Below are 18271 nucleotides of genomic sequence, written 5' to 3'. Positions count from 1 at the left end.
ATCGAATACATTCGTTGCTATTGATCGATGATCCCTAACGGGATCGAAATGCCTGTATACTGTCGCGATTGTTGGTCACTATCCACAAGCGATCTCCCGATGCAAGCTTTAATCCTGCCAGCGCTCTTGCGTCCTTGTTCGCAAAAAAGCCGCTCGTCACTGGAGGGACAGATACAAAATTGCCACGACCATCCCCCAGCATACATATTCCAATTCCTGCGTCGTGCCGCCCGGATAAAGTTTCCCACGCATAATTGTTTCCGACGCCAATGATGTCCGGGCTTCCATCGCCGTTGACATCGGTTATTGCAGTTCCATTGAGCGGAGCAAATTGTGCCTGCGATGGCAACGGACGCAAGTCAAACTTTCCATCGCCCTGGTTGATCAGCAACGACGACGCGAGGCAAGTAACCGTTAAAACCCGCGCATCATTCAAAGCTCCTGCAGGTAGCACGTCCGTTAGCGTCATCTGTCCGTAGGCCGCATAAGTTTGCAGCTTGCGGCGTAAGGTTACCATCTGTTCGGTCATTGATTCGCGGTAATGCGCGGGAAACTCCCTGCCCTGAATGTAGCGTGTCACGATCGGATCTATTGAACCGTTGTCGTCGAAGTCTTTTGCGTAAAGCGTGATGGGCTCGCTCTCTGAAGCCTTGAACACCGAGTTCAATCCATGGTTGCCCAGCACATAGTCTGTGTCGCCGTCATTATCGATATCGCCGCCGGAGATGCTATTCCACCACCCCGATGGACCGGCGTAGATTTCCTCAAAGGCCTTTCCATGGTTGTTTCTATAAATGCTCACCGGCATCCACTCACCCGCGATAACAAGGTCAGCCCAGCCATCGTTGTCGACGTCTGTCCATAAGGCAGAAGTAACCATTCCTGCGCTCGCCAACTCAGTGGCTACTCGCAATATCACATTGGTAAAGCGACCGCCGTCATTGCGAAGCAGATAACTTTCTGCCTGTTCGGGAATGCGGCCGGGAACTACCCTTCCTCCGACGAAAAGGTCCAGGTCGTTGTCGTGATCAAAGTCGGCCGCTATGACACAACTTCCGCTGCTGCCAGTGTCGGGAAGGGAGTTAGGATTCAATGCAAACTTGCCACGTCCGTTGTTGATGTAGAGCCGGTCCTGGTAGGCACTGGAGGCAAAATCGTGCTCCACGCTGCCGCTCACGCAGTACAGGTCGAGATCATGGTCGCCATCGGCATCGAACAGTAGCAGGCCCTGATCTTCCGACAATTTCGCGGGAAGAGAATCCTGTTCGAATGTGCCATCAGCACGCTGGGCAAAAATTTGAGCCGGCCTGCCAACAGCACCACCAATAACAAAGTCGTCAAGACCATCGCCGTTGATATCGCCAACGGTTACACAGGGTCCGTCCTGTGAATACTTGTGCAGCAGAAGAGGTTGTCCCTGCTTATAATCAACAAAATCGTCTTCATCGTGACGATAGTGAATACGGTGTTCTGCATGTGCCTCTCTGAAAGACGTGCTCCGAACGTTACGTCGTTCTTTGCTACCTGAGTCAAACATCGCGCTATCTTCATAAAAGGTGATTTGACGATCGACCGAAACAGCCTTTTTAACTTCTGTCGCTCCTCCCGGCCATGTGATGCGTATTGAGTCGATAGTCAATGAAGCGCCCAGCCCAATATGTTCGACTGCATCCACCGTCGATTGATACCCACGCTGCAGTTGATGTTCTGCGTATTGCATGGCACCGCCGCTGTACACCCAAAGCTTTGCCCCTACTCCTGCCCGATTACCCTTTTTGCCCATGAGGCCGATCCGAAGATAATGTGCTTGCTCAGGGTCGCGCTCACTGTGGTTCTCATATATCGACGCTTCCTGGTTGATATTATTGACGACGAGGTCGAGGTCACCGTCATTATCAAGATCGGCGTATGCCGCACCAGTTGAATAAGTCTTTTCGTTCAATCCCCACGCCGATGCCTGGTCGCTGAAAGTGAGATCACCATTGTTCTGAAACAGGCAGTTGGGTTTCAGTACTCCCTCAAGATGTTCAACGGCCTCCCTGGATCGCATTAGCTTTTCACCCGACGTACCAAACCTCTTCGCATCGTTGCTATAGGCAACAAAGTCAAGGTCGGTGATATCCTTCCTGAACCCGTTCGTAATAAAAATGTCTCTGTACGAATCATTATCTACGTCGGCAAACAAAGCAGACCAGCTCCAGTCTGTGGCATACACGCCAGAGAGGTATCCAATGTCGCTGAAGGTGTTGTTGCCGTTATTAAGTTGAAGCACGTTTCGAACGTACTGCGGCTGATAACCTTTCTTAAGATTTAGTTGAAAGCGATCGTAAGGGTTGTTGGAGAACATGGCCTTCTGCCTGCGGTTGTCTTCAGGCATCATGTCGAGAGCGATGATGTCGTTAAGTCCGTCGTTGTTCATGTCTGCGATATCAACTCCCATGCCATCGTGCTCCTGATGTCGCAGATATTGATCAATGGAATTTGAAAATGAACCATCTCCATTATTGATGTACAGATGATCGTTGGCCATGAAGTCGTTCGCGACGTAAATGTCCGGATAGCCATCCCGGTTAATATCATTGACGACGATGCCGAGTCCCCATCCATCTGACAGAATGCCGGACTCAGCTGAAACATCGCTGTAATGTGGTTTGCCATCCACGATTCCTTCATTCCTCAGCAGCTTGTCGACGCTGTTGCCAGTACCATCATGCCGCTGTCCATACGGTGTGTTCCGATTGTACTTTTCAATGTAGTTCGTCAACAGATATACATCGAGGTCGCCGTCAAGGTCGTAGTCGAGAAAGGCAGACTGCACACAATACGATTTATCGGCAAGTCCCATGGAATCGGCCTCTTCTTTGAAAAGAGGAACACCATCGTCGTCAACACCCTGATTGACGAACAGAAGATTCGGCGACACATCTGGCTTCAAAGGATTCGCCGTGCTGATGTAGATATCAAGAAGTCCGTCCTGGTTGATGTCGATTATGGAAACTCCGGTGCACCAGGAGGCGGTAGACACACCTGACTTTTCGGTGACGTCTTCAAAGTGAAAGTCTCCACGATTAATATATAGCCTGCTGGAGACCATGTTACCAGTGAACAGGATGTCCTGGAGACCGTCGTTATTGACATCGCCGATGCCGACACCCCCACCGTTGTAGATGTATTCAAAGGTGAGAATATTGAGGCTGTCAGACTCGTGAATGATGTTGTTGAAGGTTACGGAGCTGCGAGAGGAAGAGATACTGGAGAACAAGTGGCGGTCCTGGTGCTCCACGCACCCGGTGAAGAACATTAAAAGGTAGACTACAAGCTTTAAAGTTAACGATAGGTGTATGCGCATTTCGGTGCTATCGTGGTAGAGAGAAGATTTGCGGAAGGTTTTCCCGGGTGGGAGGAGGATTTTTTTAAGTGCATTGTAGGATGGTGTGTAGGGCCGCCACGCGAATTAAATGCAGGGTCGGGAGGCTTGGGAGTTTTAGAGTTTTCGGGAGGTGCTTTGATTTGAAAGGTGTCTACGTTTGCTATGGTTTCATTTTGATGACTTGGTGACTATAGCTGGGTTAATTCCGAGGCAGCGCGGAGCGCCGCAGGCACGGGAGACTGCGGCTTTGCTTTCCCACACTTTAATTTCGGTTGGTGGCTGCGTGTAGTAAATGTGTAGGGCCGCCGCGAATAAAATGCAGGGTCGGGAGGAAAGGGAGATTTAGAGTTTTCGGGAGGTGCTTTGATTTGAAAGGTGTCTACGTTTGCTATGGTTTCATTTTGATGACTTGGTGACTATAGCTGGGTTAATTCCGAGGCAGCGCGGAGCGCCGCAGGCACGGGAGACTGCGGCTTTGCTTTCCCACACTTTAATTTCGGTTGGTGGCTGCGTGTAGTAAATGTGTAGGGCCGCCGCGAATAAAATGCAGGGTCGGGAGGAAAGGGAGATTTAGAGTAGGTCCAAGCACGCTGAATACTGCAGACAAACACACAGCGATTAGCCTATGTTCCGGGCAGAGCTCCACTGTTCCTCCCCAAAAACCAGCGTGTAATTTTTTTCATCGATGCGCAAATTGTTACCCGGGGAGCAAGGCAGATTGCAGTCTCAGGAATTAATAAGTTCCTCCAGGCCAACAAGGCACTGCAAGATTACAATAAATTACCGGTCCTCCCCCAGTCACTCAATGTTCGCGTAGCAAGGAAACCGCGGAGCCACTAGTGGCACAATATTGAATGGCCATTAGCAATCAAGTTATCTAACATATCGATCTATGTTTGATTGGGAAAGAATTCTCGTAAATGAGGCTCCTATGGAGTTCCTTCTCGAGATCGTCATGCGAACGGCTATCATGTTCCTAACGTTGCTCGTCGTGCTAAAGCTCGCTGGCAAGCGTGGGGTGAAGCAGCTGTCGGTGTTTGAAATGGTTATCATCATTTCACTCGGCTCGGCAGCGGGCGATCCGATGTTTTATGAAGATGTTGGGATCCTTCATGCATTTATTGTTTTCGTCATCGTTCTGACATTATACCGCTTCATCACGTGGCTCACAGGCAAAAGTCATACGGTTGAAAAATTCTTTGAAGGAAGGACAGAGTGCCTGGTAGACGAAGGAAAATTCTCCATTCAAAAGTTTGAGAGAGAAAGTCTCGCCCAGGACGAGTTCTTCACAGAACTGCGGCTAAAAGGCGTTGAACATCTGGGGCAGGTCAGAAAGGCGTACCTCGAAACATCGGGCGATATCAGCATTTACTTTTACGCCGATGAAGAAGTGAGGGCCGGACTGCCGATACTTCCAGAGTTGTTTAGCTGCCAGTTGTCGGAAGTCGTTGAACCGGGTAGTTATTGCTGCTGTCGGTGTGGTGAGCTAAGGAGAATTGAATCCGGAAGTTATACTTGTCCGGTGTGTGAAGGGAAAAAGTGGACGCGATCGATGCAGACAAAACGAGTGACGTAATCATTGCAACAAACCGCAGAGCTTTCGCGAGCCAAGGTGCAGGGCCGTCGCGCAAATGAAATGGAAGTCGGAATCTTAAGGCTCGGCATGGCTCAAAAGTTGATGCCGTAAACAGAAAACAATTTAAACTCTGACAGTTTATGAACTCCAGTAACAAATGTCTCCTCGCCATTGCCGCTGCCGCAGCGGCTGGCGCCGCAATAGGTATACTATTCGCCCATGAAAGCGGTCCGCAATTGCAGACGCGTCTAAAGTCTAAAAGCCGTGGCTGGCTTTCGAGGATAGGTCCATTAGTTGGTCCAATAGTTTCCAACGCCATACAGTTCATTAATGATTCGAGGGCGGCCAAAAGTGCTGCAGAAAAAAGTGGAACTGTGTAATCAAATCTGAGAAATAGAGGTTGAATACCACGCGCTGTGCCTGATAGGCAGTCCTGGACGATAGCTTATTAATGGGCGTCTCCGGCTATAACGTCGTGCATTCTGTAAAAGGTTTTCTACGAGATGATCTGCAAGTCATCAATATTCGATACTTTTAATAATACAACCAGAAGCACTATGCAACGCAGGAAATTTATCCAGGGAACAACTATGGCCATGGCCGCGGGCTTGGGTCTCCCCAATGAACTGTTTTCGAAGAACAGACGCACGTCGGCGAACGACAAAGTGAACATCGGCGTTATCGGCTGCAACGGAATGGGCTGGTCGAACGTGAAGGCGCTGATGAAACAGGAGGACGTCGACCTGGTCGCTATCTGCGATGTCGATAGTAACGTAGTGGCTAAACGCAAGAGCGAATATGCGTCGATGCGCAAGAACGTACCTACCACCTACAGCGACTATCGCGAGCTGCTGCGCAATAAGTCGATCGATGCCGTCGTCATCGGTACACCCGACCACTGGCATTGCAAGATCATGGTTGACGCCGTTACAGCGGGCAAACATGTATACGTGGAGAAACCCGTCGGCAACAGCATCGAAGAATGTAACCTGATGGTAAAGGCACAGGAGAAGACCGGCAAAGTCGTTCAGGCGGGACAATGGCAGCGCAGCGGGCCTCACTACAAAAAGGCCGTAGAGATTGTTCAGTCAGGTGTGCTTGGCAACATCCGCGTGGTGAAAGTCTGGGCCTACCAGGGATGGATGAAACCCATGAACCCAATGCCCGACTCCGCCGTACCCGCCGGCGTCGACTATGACTTTTGGCTTGGTCCTGCACCAAAAAGGAAGTTCAACCCCAACCGCTTTCATTTCAACTTCCGCTGGTTCTGGGATTACGCCGGAGGATTGATGACCGACTGGGGTGTTCACGAAATAGACATCGCCCTCTATGCGATGCAGGCACTGGCTCCTATTTCCGTCGTCGCGAGCGGTGGCAAGCTTGCCTATCCCGATGATCCTGCTGAAACGCCAGACACGCTCCAGGCTATCTTTCAATACGACAAGTTCAACATGCTTTGGGAGCACGCCACGGGAATCGACAACGGTCCCTATAATCGCACGGAAGGCATCGCATTCATTGGCAACAACGGCACGCTTGTAGTCAACCGCGGCGGCTATGAAGTGCTAATTGAGCGGGAAGCAGATGGATACAGTAATCGCGGCAAGGGAAAGATGGAGATCATCGAGGCGGCAAAAACACCGGAAGGTGTAAGCTATCTCGACCTGCATGCAAAGAACTTTATTGATGCGGTGAAGAAGAATGATCAGTCGATGCTCAATACGCCGTTGCGCTCGGGAAGCGTAGCGGCAATCAATGCGCAGATGGGAAACATTGCGTATCGGACGGGCAACAAGCTCTTCTGGGATAAGGCAGCGATGCGTTTTAAAGACAACGCTGAAGCGAATAAGTTCTTAACGCCAACGTATCACAACGGTTGGGAAATTCCAACAGTATGAGTGGAGGGTGTCCAACGTTAGGCGCGTTCGTGGACAGGGTTTGAGCGACTGGATTTTACTCGACTCTGCGATCGAAGGGGACTGCTCGTCTCAGTCAGTTGTAGGTAAATAAAATGCTCCTGGGTTTATTCGTAAAATAAGGTCGCTCAAACCCTGCCCACGAACGCGCCTAACGTTGGATGCTCCCGATATAGGTTGGAATCAGCATTGTCGTGCGTGTTTTATCGTTATTCTTTGAGGAACAGTGTCGTTGAACATTTTCTTCTCGTCAGCGTTGCGCGATGCTGTTATCTGAGCATGTGCGTTGCAGTTTCCCCACCGATTTTTAAACCACATGGCCGCTTCGTTGCACTCGCGATAGCACGCCGCAAGCGATATATTGTGCATGTAATCCTTGCACTTACACATTTTTGCGATCAGCATGCAGATTTGAGGTTACAGGGTTTGAGCGACTGGATTTTACCCGACTCTGCGATCGAAGGGGACTGCTCGTCTCCGTCAGTTGTAGGTAAATAAAATGCTCCTGGGTTTATTCGTAAAATAAGGTCGCTCAAACCCTGCCCACGAACGCGCCTAACGTTGGATGCTCCCGATATAGGTTGGAATCAGCATTGTCGTGCGTGTTTTATCGTTATTCTTTGAGGAACAGTGTCGTTGAACATTTTCTTCTCGTCAGCGTTGCGCGATGCTGTTATCTGAGCATGTGTGCGTTGCAGTTTCCCCACCGATTTTTAAACCACATGGCCGCTTAGTTGCACTCGCGATAGCACGCCGCAAGCGCTGTAATGGACAAATGATCCGTTGTACTTATGCAGCTTGTGATACATACAGGACTTGATCGTATGGATTTTACTCGGCCGTAAGCCGCTGGCTATGCAACTCTATGACCGCTCTTATGTTTTCGTGCCGTCGTGAAAATATCTTCCAGAATTACCTGTCCTTCCGGCAGCGATATCGGGCGCTGGAACGCAAAGTCTGCACCCATTAACTTATAAGTGTCTGCTAACGCTTCGGGCATGCACAATGAGAAGATACCAATACAGCAATCATTGAATCGGCCATCACTGCGAAGCATCGAAAGACACCGGCTACCGGACGTCCGTTTCAAATTTGCATTAATGAAGACAAACTCAGGAACCTGTCTGAACTGATGACAGAGAGCGTCAATGGCCTCATCACCGAAAATAAAACTGACACATTGAGATTTTGGCCGAATCTCATAAATCAAGTTCTCCAGGAACTCAAGGTTCGAAGGATCATTGTCGACTAAAACGATATATGGCTTGTTCACTTGTCGTATTGATTATTGAAATACAATCCGAAGGCTCCACAAAATATCAAGACTTCAAGACTGGCTTAGAATTGTCGGATATAAGCATTAGAAATTGCACTTATATCAGGAGATGAAAAAAAGGGAAAACCCACCGGCAAAAGTGGGCATTCCCGGAACTAAACATTTACGTCGCTTTCGGAAATCTCTATCAAAGTTAATCGCTGCTTCAGATTACCTGCGAAGGCATTGATTAAAATTAAGTTAAAAGCACATTAAAACGCCAACGACTTTCCGGTCATATAGATTAATCCTCTTTTAATGGACTACTTTTGATTTGGCATTTCTATAATTCGTTTATTGACACATGGTGATCGGAGTGATTCTGTAACGACAGGGGCATGAAGTAATAAAAATTTAATACGTGTGAGGCTACCAACGATCAAGACGTGTCTTTTAATCAACAGTGACAATGAAGAGCAGGCCATCTTTATCAAGGCCATGGAAGCAGTAGCTCCGGAGACGTTCTTTATGCTTGCCACCGCGTCTGACGAAGCAATAGACCTGCTGGTTCATTCCGACATCGTACCTGACTACGTAATTATCGAATACAATATGCCAGGAGTCGATGCGCTGGATTTTTTAAAGATTGCCAAAGCCCGCCAGCTTGTAAAGAACATACCGGTGATCGTGCACTCCCCTCAACCCGTATCTCATATGCAAGCGGAATTACTCAGGATGGGCGCGCATGCACTGTATCTTAAGCCTTACAATCACCTTGGAGTGTGCAACATGCTGACGATACTGATCACACATTTTGCTGTAAACATCAATTGATAGTTACCCGCTGCCAGCAACTTGCATCGTCACTGATTGTATCTTATCAAAGTTGGTTCGCTGGCAAACGTTCCGGTGTTCTTCACTCTAAGATTTTGTCTGAAGCCGAAGACGAACTTACTTTTGCCGTATTCATCCTGCGGAATGTATGTTGCCTTGACTTCGATGGTTCCAAAGATGAGGTTTTCATTTCGCGTCCTTAATCCTGCACTCAAACCCCAGTAGCTGTTGCGTTGATACCGGCACTCTTTGCAATTCACCATCACCATATCGATTTCGGTAAACGGCGCCATGCGAAATCCCAGGATGGCAAGCGGCGTATAAAGAACTGATTGGAAGTTTAGCGTGAGTCGCTTGTCGGCGATGACACTATCGGCGCTGAAACCGGGTATGTAATTGTTGCTCATCTTAAGCCAATCGGAAACGTTCCGGTTCAAGAGTTGTGTGTAATCCGCACCCAGTACAGCTCTGAACTTGGAACGACTTACATTAAGCGCGCGTGTAAAGTATGAAGACGTACCCTGGATAATGAAGTCCTCCAGACCGCCATCGCGGAAATAGCCTCCGCTTTGAAAACTTAAGCGATAGAAATTTCCCTTCTTGCTTGCATCGGCGAATCGAATTTTGAACGCTCCGTATGGCCTTTCTACCTCAACCTCGCGAACATAACCGCCGGTGATACCTATTGAAATTCCATAAGGGATATCCTCAGTACGACCGAATCCGAAGACATATCGCGTCTTGTAATAGTTCTGCTTATAGAAACTAAATTCAGCGAGATATCCATAACCACTGCTGTACCTTGGCTCACGCTGGTCCTCTGACAGGTCTGGTGCGTCCAGGTAATAGCCATCAAAATAACGGACCGCAAGAAACTGTCGCCCGCGCGAAGCGGAGGCCTTCTTTATTCCGATGTTATAGCCGATCCAGCTGTTGAAAATCTTGTATTCATAGTCGAGGAATGTGCTATCCGGTTCGTTGTATACATTTGACGACCAGTTGCGACTAACCTCGAGTCCTCCCGCCAGCCTCAGGTAGGGCGAAACCAACGGTCGGTTTAGACGCCCGAGAAAGGCAAACTCGGATTCGTCACCAACGCTTATGCCCGTATTGATTTGCGTGTATTGCAGCTCGATGTTGGTGAGAGTTCCAAGCAGGCTGCTCTTCTTATACGAAACCGCGTAACCGAATTTTGGCGACCTGTCCTGATCCAGTAGTGCCGTAAACTCGAGACGTTGCCCTTTTCCAAAGATATTCGCATCGTACAGGCCAATCTTCGGAGCCGTAGGAAAGCTGCCGCCGATAGTAGCACCGAGGCTAAATACGTCGCGCGTGATCACGCTTATATCCACCGAGTCAGTGCCTTCAACAGGGATCACCACTATACGACAATCAAGAATAAAGTCTTTGTCACGAATAAATCGTTCGTTGTCGGCAAGCTCGTAAGGATTAAGGCGCTGATATTTTTCAAAGAGTATATGTTGACGGATCGTTCTTTCACGGGTGTCGCTATGCAATGCATTAGCGAGTTTGGTGATCGTGGTTGTCACCTTTTTGGTGGTATCATAAATAGACTTCTCAAATCCAAAACGTTCAATAAAGATCTTGCGGATGATCTTGCCAGTATACTGAGCAAAGTTGTCCGTACTTTTTACGTTGACGATGGTGTCTGTTGGATTGGTTGACACGAGTTTCAATCCGGCACGGAAGGCTTTCGCGGTAAGCGACGTTTTAGCAGAATCCGCTTTTTCCTGCGCATTCGCGGTCGCAAGAGTCAGTGTTAGCAGAAACGTAATCGTTATAGAACGCACAAGTCGTTCAGTTAGAATGAAGGTGTAAGGTTTACTAAACTTACATCGATTGCCAGAAATCTCAAAGCAGATATATGCCCGGAAAGAGCTGGCATCTGCCATGAGAGGAAACATCGGCCCATATGAAGGCATCTTCATCGCAGCATGGATGGCGCAGAATTGTTAATTTGCTCACTTTGCAACCATGAGCTCCCCCATAGTATTCGAACGGGTTACCTTCCGGCACGGCGCGCAGTCGCCGTCGGTCGATCTGGATCTGTCGCTGCCTGAAGGCAAGGTGACCACGATTGTCGGGCCGAGCGGAAGCGGCAAGTCGACGATGCTACAGCTCATCAATGGGCTGCTGCGGCCCAATAGCGGTACCGTTAGTGTCTTCGGGAAACCGATCGACTACCAGGCGCTTCAGACTCTCCGCCGGCGTATCGGCTACCTGGTTCAGGGCACGAGTCTCTTTCCACACCTGACCATCGAGCAGAACATAGCATTAACGGCACGCATTCGCGGAGAAGTAACCGAGTCGAAACGCATAGATGAACTAATGTCGCGCATGGGACTGCCGCTCAGCTACCGGCAACGCCACCCTCGTCAGCTTTCTGGTGGCGAACAACAACGGGCGGCCATTTGCATGGTGCTCTATGGCTCACCATCGATACTGCTCATGGACGAGTCCCTGGGGTCGTTAGATGCCATCACCCGTATCGAGATCCAGCAACAACTTCTCACCCTGCAGGCTGAAGCCCATTACACCACGGTGCTCATTACGCATGACATGACGGAAGCTCTTCGGCTGGGAGATCAACTGCTTGTACTCAGCCATGGCAACGTGGAAGCTATGGGTACCGCAGTGGAAGTTCAGCAATCGAGCAGTGAACTCGTGCAGAAACTTTTCCGGTATTCGGCGTATCAACATCTCAAGCCCGGAAACGCATGAGCAGGTTACCCGTCATTCTCCTCGTAGTGATGCTGTCCGTGCTGAATGTTTGCAGACTGCATGGTCAGGCAATAAGAGTAGGTGCCAAACATTTTACGGAAGGTTACCTGCTGAGTGAAATGATCGCCTTGATTCTTGAGGACGAAGGCTTCACCGTAGAGAGGAAATTCAACCTCGGCGGTACTATGGTTTGTTTCAGTGCACTTCAGCACGACGAGATTGATATTTATCCAGAGTATACCGGCACTTTGTCTGCTGAGATCCTCAAGTTGAACAGGCAGGTGCCTCTTGACACGCTGAAAAGTTTACTTGAAAAACAGCAGCTCGGCGTGTCTGGGCCATACGGTTTTGAGAATAAGTATGCACTTGTTATGTCGCGTGTAAAGGCGACGTCGCTGCGCATTGAAAATATCAGCGATCTGAGGGCACAGTCGCTTCGCATTGGTGTGAGCTATGAATTCCTGAAACGTCAGGATGGCTGGGAAAATCTTGCTGCAACCTATGGGCTGGAGCAAAATGCGTTCGGCATGGAGCACGGGCTCGCGTATTCAGCCCTGCGTGCCGATAAAATGGATGTAACCGACGCGTATTCTACCGATGGGGAAATCAACTACTACGATCTGATCGTACTGGATGATGATCTCCAATACTTTCCCGACTATCGTGCCGTATCGCTCTATCGCCATTCATTACCTCCCGCTGCCATCCGTGCCGTGAATAAACTCGTGGGAAGCATCAGCGAGACCGAAATGCAATCGTTGAATTCTGAAGTATTGTTTGGTAAGCGTTCGTATGGTACCGTCGCCGCTTCATTTCTTGCGCGCAAGGGGCTTATTCGCAGTAAACGAAAAGCAACTGAAGGAACGTCGGCTGCTGACGTGCTTTCAAAGGTCCTCACCCACCTTAAGCTGACGCTTATTGCGCTTGTACTGTCGGTGCTGGTAGCCTTGCCGTTGTCTGTTTTTGTTTACTGGAATGAGCGGTTGTCTGCAACGGTGCTCTATACGGCAGGACTACTTCAGACCATTCCGTCGATTGCCCTGCTGGCCGTACTTATTCCCATCACCGGCATCGGCGTATTACCTGCGATCATTGCGCTGTTCCTGTACGGACTTCTACCTATTCTTCGAAGTACCGTAACAGGGCTTCGGACGATTGATCCCGCGTTAAAGAAAGTGGCGGAAGGACTGGGCATGAGTGCCGCGCAGAAGCTCCGGTACCTGGAGCTGCCATTGGCAACGCCTGCGATACTGGCCGGCATCAGAACTGCTGCCGTGATCAATATCGGAACAGCCACGCTTGCTGCCTTCATCGGCGCAGGCGGTCTCGGCGAGTATATTGTAACGGGACTTGCATTGAACAACTATGAGCTGATCCTCACGGGCGCGATACCTGCGGCCTTGCTGGCCATTTTCGTTGAGCTGGCATTTGAGTTAGTGCAGCGGGTACTGATACCGAGGTATATGGACGACCGGCAATAGAGCGCTCAACTGTGCTCGAGAAATCAGGGTGAGGAACAGTGTGAGAGTGAAGTATTAGGAACAGTGTGAAGAGCAGCGTGAGGAACAGTGTGAGAGTGAAGGAATAATCAATACTCCACGAAGTTTTCGTCAGGATAGCACCACAACCAGTACTCACCCTTCTCGGCCGACATGATCACCGGATGCCCTGTTTCATGGAAGTGCTTTGTGGCGTGCTTGTTCGGCGACGAATCGCAGCATAAAGTAACGCCGCAGGTCTGACAGGTGCGCAGATGAACCCAACGGCTCTTCGTCTTCACACATTCTTCACATTGATGTGCTTTCGGTTGAAGCAGTGTGTTCAATGAAACAATATGCTGGCAAGCTTCTCCTTTGAATTCCATCTTGAGTTGATCTTTGTTCGGCTGATTTTTTGTTCGGTTGATCTTAGTTCTCTGCGAGGTATTCGTGTACAAACTTAATGGCCATGGCTCCCTCACCCACTGCCGATGCCACGCGATTCATGGCACCTGAACGTACGTCGCCGGCGGCAAATACTCCCGGGCAACAAGTCTCCAGCAAGAAAGGCTCACGCTTCAGCTTCCAGGTCTTGTGAAAGGATTCGTACTTGATCAAGTCGCGACCGGTCTCGACAAACCCCTTCTCATCCTTGATGATATCCAGGCCGATCCAGTTCGTAACAGGGCGTGCGCCAATAAATATAAACAGCGATGGTGTCTCAGCCTTCCGCGTTGTGTTGCTGTTGAGGTCCAGTATTTCTATGGCCTCCAGTTTACCGTTGCCAAAAGTTCTGGTCACCGCACTGTTGGAAATGATTTCTATGTTAGGCGTCTTTTTGATCTGATCGATCAGGTACTGCGACATCGTTGAGCTAAGGTCTTCCTTTCGTATAACGATGTTTACTTTACTGGCGTAGTGTGAAAGATACATAGCTCCCTGACCTGCAGAGTTTCCACCTCCTACCACGTAAACGTCTTTGGAAGAACAGGACTGAGCTTCCGTCATGGCCGCGCCATAATAAACACCTGCGCCCGTAAACTGCTCAACGTTCTCGGCTTCCAGTGTTCTATAGTCGACCCCTGTTGATATAACCACGCTCCGGGAATTAATCGTGCTGCCGTCGGAGAGTTGAATGATCTTGTAGTTGTTCCTGAGCTCAATGCTGACTACCTCCTGCGGTGATAAGAACTCAACCCCAAATCGCGACGCCTGCGTGATCGCACGACGCGACAGCTCAGAACCACTGAGACCGTTCGGGAAGCCAAGATAGTTTTCAATGCGTGAACTCGTGCCCGCCTGTCCTCCGGGAGCGCGCTTTTCAACCAGTGCCGTGGAAAGTCCTTCGGATCCACCATATACCGCGGCAGCAAGACCCGACGGACCTGCACCGATGATGGTGACATCGTACATCGTTTTCGATGCCTTCGATCGCATACCCGTCTTCTCACCAACGGTACGGATATCCGGGTTGCACAAGAATGATCCATCTTCGAAGAACACCACAGGCAGGTCCTTCTCGTCGATCCTGTTTACCTTCAGTTGTTCCTTTGCCTCTTCGTTTGACTCAACGTCCAGCCATTGATAAGGGATCATGTTGCCACTGAGGAAGTCCTTGATCTCGTGCGAACGCGGCGACCATTGATAGCCCACTATCCGAATGCCCTGGAACAGCGGAACATAATGGCTATGCCATTCATCCAGCTGATCGTTCAGAACAGGAAAAAGTTTTTCTTCGGGTGGATCCCAGGGCTTGGTCAGATAATAGTCAAGCTGAACTTCGTTGATCGCGCGAATGGCTGCTTCGGTATCTGAGTACGCGGTGATCAGCATGCGTCGCGCATCGGGAAAGAACGTGCGCGCCTGACATAGAAAGTCAACGCCAAGCATCTCAGGCATGCGTTGATCTGCAAGAAACAACGCAACGGCTTCACCTTTGTTCTTAAGGTCTTTAAGCACCTCTAATGCCTCGTTCGCTGACGTTGTGCTTACAATTCTATAGTCGTTGCCATACGCCGAACGCAGGTCGCGCACGATGGCCCGTAATACCTGTATGTCGTCGTCAATAGCAAACAATATCGGTTTCTTCATCTGTCAATTTCTCTTATCACTGTTACTCACTATTCCTCTCACTCTCTTATCCGTCACACAATATGATCGCGCATGCAACTCAGCCTAATCAATAGGGATACAAACTTTAAACTCAGTACGTCCCGGCTGTGAATGTACTTCCACCTTGCCGTGATGCTGCTGATGGACAATCTGCCGAACCATTTCCAGCCCAAGACCCGTGCCTTTCCCTACCGGTTTGGTCGTAAAGAATGAGTCAAATATTTTATCCTGTATTTCGTTAGGTATACCCGGTCCGTTGTCGATAATGCTGACAGCGATAAATTCACGATCACGATGCGCATGAATCCCGAGCATATTTCCGGTGCGGCCTTCCATCGCGTCGATAGCGTTATCTATAATGTTCGTCCACACCTGGTTCATCATACTTATGTAGATGAGTGGTTGCGGCAGATCCTGCTGAAAGTCTTCGGTCACGTGAATGTTTGCGCTCTTCAGCTTGTGACTTAATAAGGTTATTGTATTACGGATCCCGGCCAGCAGATCGGCACGCTCTTTTTCGACACCGCGATCCATATGCGTATAAGTCTTAATCGAAGACACCAGGGCATTGATTCTGCCCGATGCTTCTTCGATGTCGTTCACCAGCCTCTCCGTGGTGAGCATCTGGCAGATCCACATCACGATCGCTGGCAGGTCCTCGCTGCGCGCCAGTGCAGAAAGAAACTCAAGATCGCTGGTGTCGAAATTATAGTCGGCCAGTGTTTCAGCCATGGCATACGCTTCGGGCATGCCCCGCTCGTCCATCCAACCTGCCAACTCATCCTCCCGCGACATTTTCTCCTGCAGCGATAATTTCTTTGCCGATGTGCTCGCGGCTATCTTCTGAAAAAGCAAATCGTTAACCTGATCCACTTCCTTGTCGGAAGCCTTGATCCGAATCACTGCTTTAAAACGATCGGGTACGTTGCGCAGGTGTTTCTTCAATTCATGCGCACCACGCACAACAGCCGCGGAAGGATTGTTCAACTCATGGGCTATGCCTGCAGACAACTTTCCCAGAGATACCAGCTTGTCGTTAATCTGCTGTTGCTTCATCCCATAGCGCACGCGGTCTGTCATCGAGTGCACGAGTGCTTCCGTCAGCTCGTGATGGTCGCGGATCATCTCGGGGAAAAACCGTTTATGCAACGTGAACGCCTTCATGTCGCCGGCGACAATACCGTAAACGCTGGCGCCTTTCATTCGGGAGTATGGGAGCAGTCCTGTGATCTCGAGTGTTTCGACGGCGTCAAAGAAGCGAAGACTTCCCCCCTGCTCCATGTAGATCTTGATTTGTCCCTGCAGGACGATGCGCATGCCATCAATAGGGTCGCCTGGTTTAAAGGCGTGTTCGCCATCCTTCATCTCAATGACCTCGCCTTTGGAGGCAAGCCATTCCAGGTGCTCGCGTGGTACGGCTTTAAACTCGGGCACGGTGAGCAAAACGTCTACGAGGGATTCGTCCATGATTATGTTCAGGAATTTTTAAAGATACGGAAATAGCACACATCGGGAAGAGACGGTCTGGCAAATCGTAATCGCCGTGGCACGGGTGAGTGGGGCCAACGTTGGCGGCGTTCGGGTACATGGGTTGAGCGACTGGATTTTACTCGACGGCATGACTTAACCGGACTGCTCGCTTTTTTGAATCATCAGTTAAAAGTTAGACTAGTTCTATCCGTAAAATAATCGCCGTGGCACGGGGGAGCAGGGCCAACGTTGGCGGCGTTCGGGTACATGGGTTGAGCGACTGGATTTTACTCGACGGCATGACTTATCGGGACTGCTCGCCTTTTTGAATCATCAGTTAAAAAGTTAGCCTGATTCTATCCGTAAAATAAGGTCGCTCAACCCATGTACCCGAACGCCGCCAACGTTGGATCCTGTTCATTGCCATTGGGATTGCGTTGCCGTTCCACTCATGCGTACTTCCATCACAAGCATTCCTAATCCTTCCTGATGTACTAGCCGAAAGCAAGTCCTGCTCCAACCGTGCCCGATGAGCGTTGCGTTCCCTTTTCACGCCGTACCTTAAAACCATCTAGCCGCTTCGTTGCACTCGCGATTGCACGGCAGCGCGAAGCGCCGCAGGCACTGGAGACTGGGCTTTGCTTTCTACGCCTTAGTCGAAGTAGGCAGCCTTTAATCAAAGCGAATCAGGAGATACAAAGTGTTGCCGAATTCTCAGACAACAGAATTCATTAACCTGCCTCGCATCAACATCGCAGTCCATAATATCAATGATCTTCATGTATCGTTTATGACTGGTTTCTATTGTTATGATAAGATAAACATTTCTGGGATCCTGAATTCGGATGTTTCCATGCCCTACCCTCACCTGCGAAACGGAATTCCATGTTATACGAGCACCTTCATCAACAATGACTATTCCGAATTCAGAAAATTCGATCCTGACTGAACTGTCGTTTATTCTTCTATGATGCTGGACCGCTGAATAACAAACGACGCCGAGGCAAAGATATGAAGCCATGATATTTGCAAGAGAACCATGGCTTTGCCCAAGGTACAACCACAACGCAAAGGTTGAAGCAATGACCACCACAATAAAGCCGGTCCTGGACCTGCTCTTGATCTCAATCTTGTCTGGCAAGCGTATTTCGAAAATAAAAGCTGATCGTGCGCCGGATAGATTGAGCTTGTGGGAACTCAACTCATGAGCACGTCCTCCAAAATACACAATTCTTTTGTAAACATCGAAATAATCGTCAGTCGGAAATCGATTGATGTCTGTTGTAGTGCGGTGTGTAGGGTCGCCGCGAATAAAATGCAGGGTCGGGAGGCAAGGGAGTTTTAGAGTTTTCGGGAGGTGCGTTGATTTGGAAGCTCAGTGCGTTTGCTAAAGTTGTTTTTGGAGAGCGCGCGCTTCGTAGTTTGTTTAATTCCGAGACAAGGGAGACTGCGGCTTTGCTTTCCCACACTTTAAAATAGGTTGATGTCTGTTGTAGTACCGTGTGTAGGGTCGCCGCG

14 protein-coding genes are annotated in these 18271 nt (G+C 49.5%); 6 read left to right on the top strand and 8 right to left on the bottom strand.

The window, feature by feature from the left end; genetic code table 11:
* Window positions 1–34 precede the first annotated feature (34 nt).
* Window positions 35–3349 (bottom strand): VCBS repeat-containing protein, encoded by a 3315-nt coding sequence (locus WBG78_RS07530; RefSeq protein WP_337325785.1) that lies wholly within the window; start codon window positions 3347–3349, stop codon window positions 35–37.
* Between the two features lie 913 nt (window positions 3350–4262).
* Here WBG78_RS07530 and WBG78_RS07525 point away from each other — a divergent pair.
* From WBG78_RS07525 to WBG78_RS07515, 3 genes are all read left to right on the top strand, one after another.
* Window positions 4263–4946: a DUF421 domain-containing protein gene (locus tag WBG78_RS07525; RefSeq protein WP_337325784.1), complete on the top strand. Its 684-nt coding sequence runs from the start codon at window positions 4263–4265 to the stop codon at window positions 4944–4946.
* Between the two features lie 140 nt (window positions 4947–5086).
* Window positions 5087–5326 carry a hypothetical protein gene (locus WBG78_RS07520; protein WP_337325783.1) on the top strand — a complete coding sequence of 80 codons (240 nt, stop codon included), beginning with the start codon at window positions 5087–5089 and terminating at the stop codon, window positions 5324–5326.
* 177 nt (window positions 5327–5503) lie between these two features.
* Window positions 5504–6844, top strand: a complete 1341-nt coding sequence (locus WBG78_RS07515; protein WP_337325782.1) for a Gfo/Idh/MocA family protein — start codon at window positions 5504–5506, stop codon at window positions 6842–6844.
* An 871-nt stretch (window positions 6845–7715) separates the two neighbouring features.
* On the opposite strand, the gene WBG78_RS07510 is transcribed toward WBG78_RS07515, so the two are convergent.
* The gene (locus tag WBG78_RS07510; RefSeq protein WP_337325781.1) at window positions 7716–8135 is read right to left on the bottom strand and encodes a hypothetical protein; all 420 of its coding nucleotides are present in this window, start codon (window positions 8133–8135) and stop codon (window positions 7716–7718) included.
* A gap of 405 nt (window positions 8136–8540) precedes the next feature.
* Here WBG78_RS07510 and WBG78_RS07505 point away from each other — a divergent pair, with 405 nt between their 5' ends.
* Entirely contained in the window at window positions 8541–8951 is a 411-nt protein-coding gene (locus WBG78_RS07505; RefSeq protein WP_337325780.1) for a response regulator, read from the top strand.
* Between the two features lie 29 nt (window positions 8952–8980).
* On the opposite strand, the gene WBG78_RS07500 is transcribed toward WBG78_RS07505, so the two are convergent.
* Window positions 8981–10762 carry a hypothetical protein gene (locus tag WBG78_RS07500; protein ID WP_337325779.1) on the bottom strand — a complete coding sequence of 594 codons (1782 nt, stop codon included), beginning with the start codon at window positions 10760–10762 and terminating at the stop codon, window positions 8981–8983.
* A 184-nt stretch (window positions 10763–10946) separates the two neighbouring features.
* Here WBG78_RS07500 and WBG78_RS07495 point away from each other — a divergent pair, with 184 nt between their 5' ends.
* Window positions 10947–11693 (top strand): ATP-binding cassette domain-containing protein, encoded by a 747-nt coding sequence (locus WBG78_RS07495; RefSeq protein ID WP_337325778.1) that lies wholly within the window; start codon window positions 10947–10949, stop codon window positions 11691–11693.
* Complete coding sequence (locus tag WBG78_RS07490; RefSeq protein ID WP_337325777.1) at window positions 11690–13174, top strand: glycine betaine ABC transporter substrate-binding protein; 1485 nt, start codon at window positions 11690–11692, stop codon at window positions 13172–13174. Before WBG78_RS07495 ends, WBG78_RS07490 begins: the two co-directional genes overlap by 4 nt.
* A gap of 107 nt (window positions 13175–13281) precedes the next feature.
* Here WBG78_RS07490 and WBG78_RS07485 read toward each other — a convergent pair whose 3' ends face one another.
* The 5 genes from WBG78_RS07485 to WBG78_RS07465 form a co-directional block, all read right to left on the bottom strand.
* Window positions 13282–13557 carry a UBP-type zinc finger domain-containing protein gene (locus WBG78_RS07485; protein WP_337325776.1) on the bottom strand — a complete coding sequence of 92 codons (276 nt, stop codon included), beginning with the start codon at window positions 13555–13557 and terminating at the stop codon, window positions 13282–13284.
* Window positions 13558–13600: 43 nt separating this feature from the next.
* Window positions 13601–15262 carry an FAD-dependent oxidoreductase gene (locus tag WBG78_RS07480; protein WP_337325775.1) on the bottom strand — a complete coding sequence of 554 codons (1662 nt, stop codon included), beginning with the start codon at window positions 15260–15262 and terminating at the stop codon, window positions 13601–13603.
* A gap of 84 nt (window positions 15263–15346) precedes the next feature.
* Window positions 15347–16750 (bottom strand): ATP-binding protein, encoded by a 1404-nt coding sequence (locus WBG78_RS07475; protein ID WP_337325774.1) that lies wholly within the window; start codon window positions 16748–16750, stop codon window positions 15347–15349.
* 679 nt (window positions 16751–17429) lie between these two features.
* The gene (locus tag WBG78_RS07470; protein ID WP_337325773.1) at window positions 17430–17894 is read right to left on the bottom strand and encodes a hypothetical protein; all 465 of its coding nucleotides are present in this window, start codon (window positions 17892–17894) and stop codon (window positions 17430–17432) included.
* Window positions 17895–18009: 115 nt separating this feature from the next.
* Window positions 18010–18271 (bottom strand): hypothetical protein (locus WBG78_RS07465; protein ID WP_337325772.1); only part of this gene is annotated, 262 nt, incomplete at its 5' end.

The sequence above is a fragment of the Chryseolinea sp. T2 genome, assembly GCF_037203685.1.
GTDB lineage: Bacteria > Bacteroidota > Bacteroidia > Cytophagales > Cyclobacteriaceae > Chryseolinea.
This window is presented reverse-complemented; position numbering and strand designations above follow the sequence as displayed.

Coding starts and splice junctions, on each gene's coding strand:
- WBG78_RS07530 (WP_337325785.1), bottom strand. CDS start 3,349: ATGCGCATACACCTATCGTTAACTTTAAAGCTTGTAGTCTACCTTTTA.
- WBG78_RS07525 (WP_337325784.1), top strand. CDS start 4,263: ATGTTTGATTGGGAAAGAATTCTCGTAAATGAGGCTCCTATGGAGTTC.
- WBG78_RS07520 (WP_337325783.1), top strand. CDS start 5,087: ATGAACTCCAGTAACAAATGTCTCCTCGCCATTGCCGCTGCCGCAGCG.
- WBG78_RS07515 (WP_337325782.1), top strand. CDS start 5,504: ATGCAACGCAGGAAATTTATCCAGGGAACAACTATGGCCATGGCCGCG.
- WBG78_RS07495 (WP_337325778.1), top strand. CDS start 10,947: ATGAGCTCCCCCATAGTATTCGAACGGGTTACCTTCCGGCACGGCGCG.
- WBG78_RS07490 (WP_337325777.1), top strand. CDS start 11,690: ATGAGCAGGTTACCCGTCATTCTCCTCGTAGTGATGCTGTCCGTGCTG.
- WBG78_RS07485 (WP_337325776.1), bottom strand. CDS start 13,557: ATGGAATTCAAAGGAGAAGCTTGCCAGCATATTGTTTCATTGAACACA.
- WBG78_RS07480 (WP_337325775.1), bottom strand. CDS start 15,262: ATGAAGAAACCGATATTGTTTGCTATTGACGACGACATACAGGTATTA.
- WBG78_RS07475 (WP_337325774.1), bottom strand. CDS start 16,750: ATGGACGAATCCCTCGTAGACGTTTTGCTCACCGTGCCCGAGTTTAAA.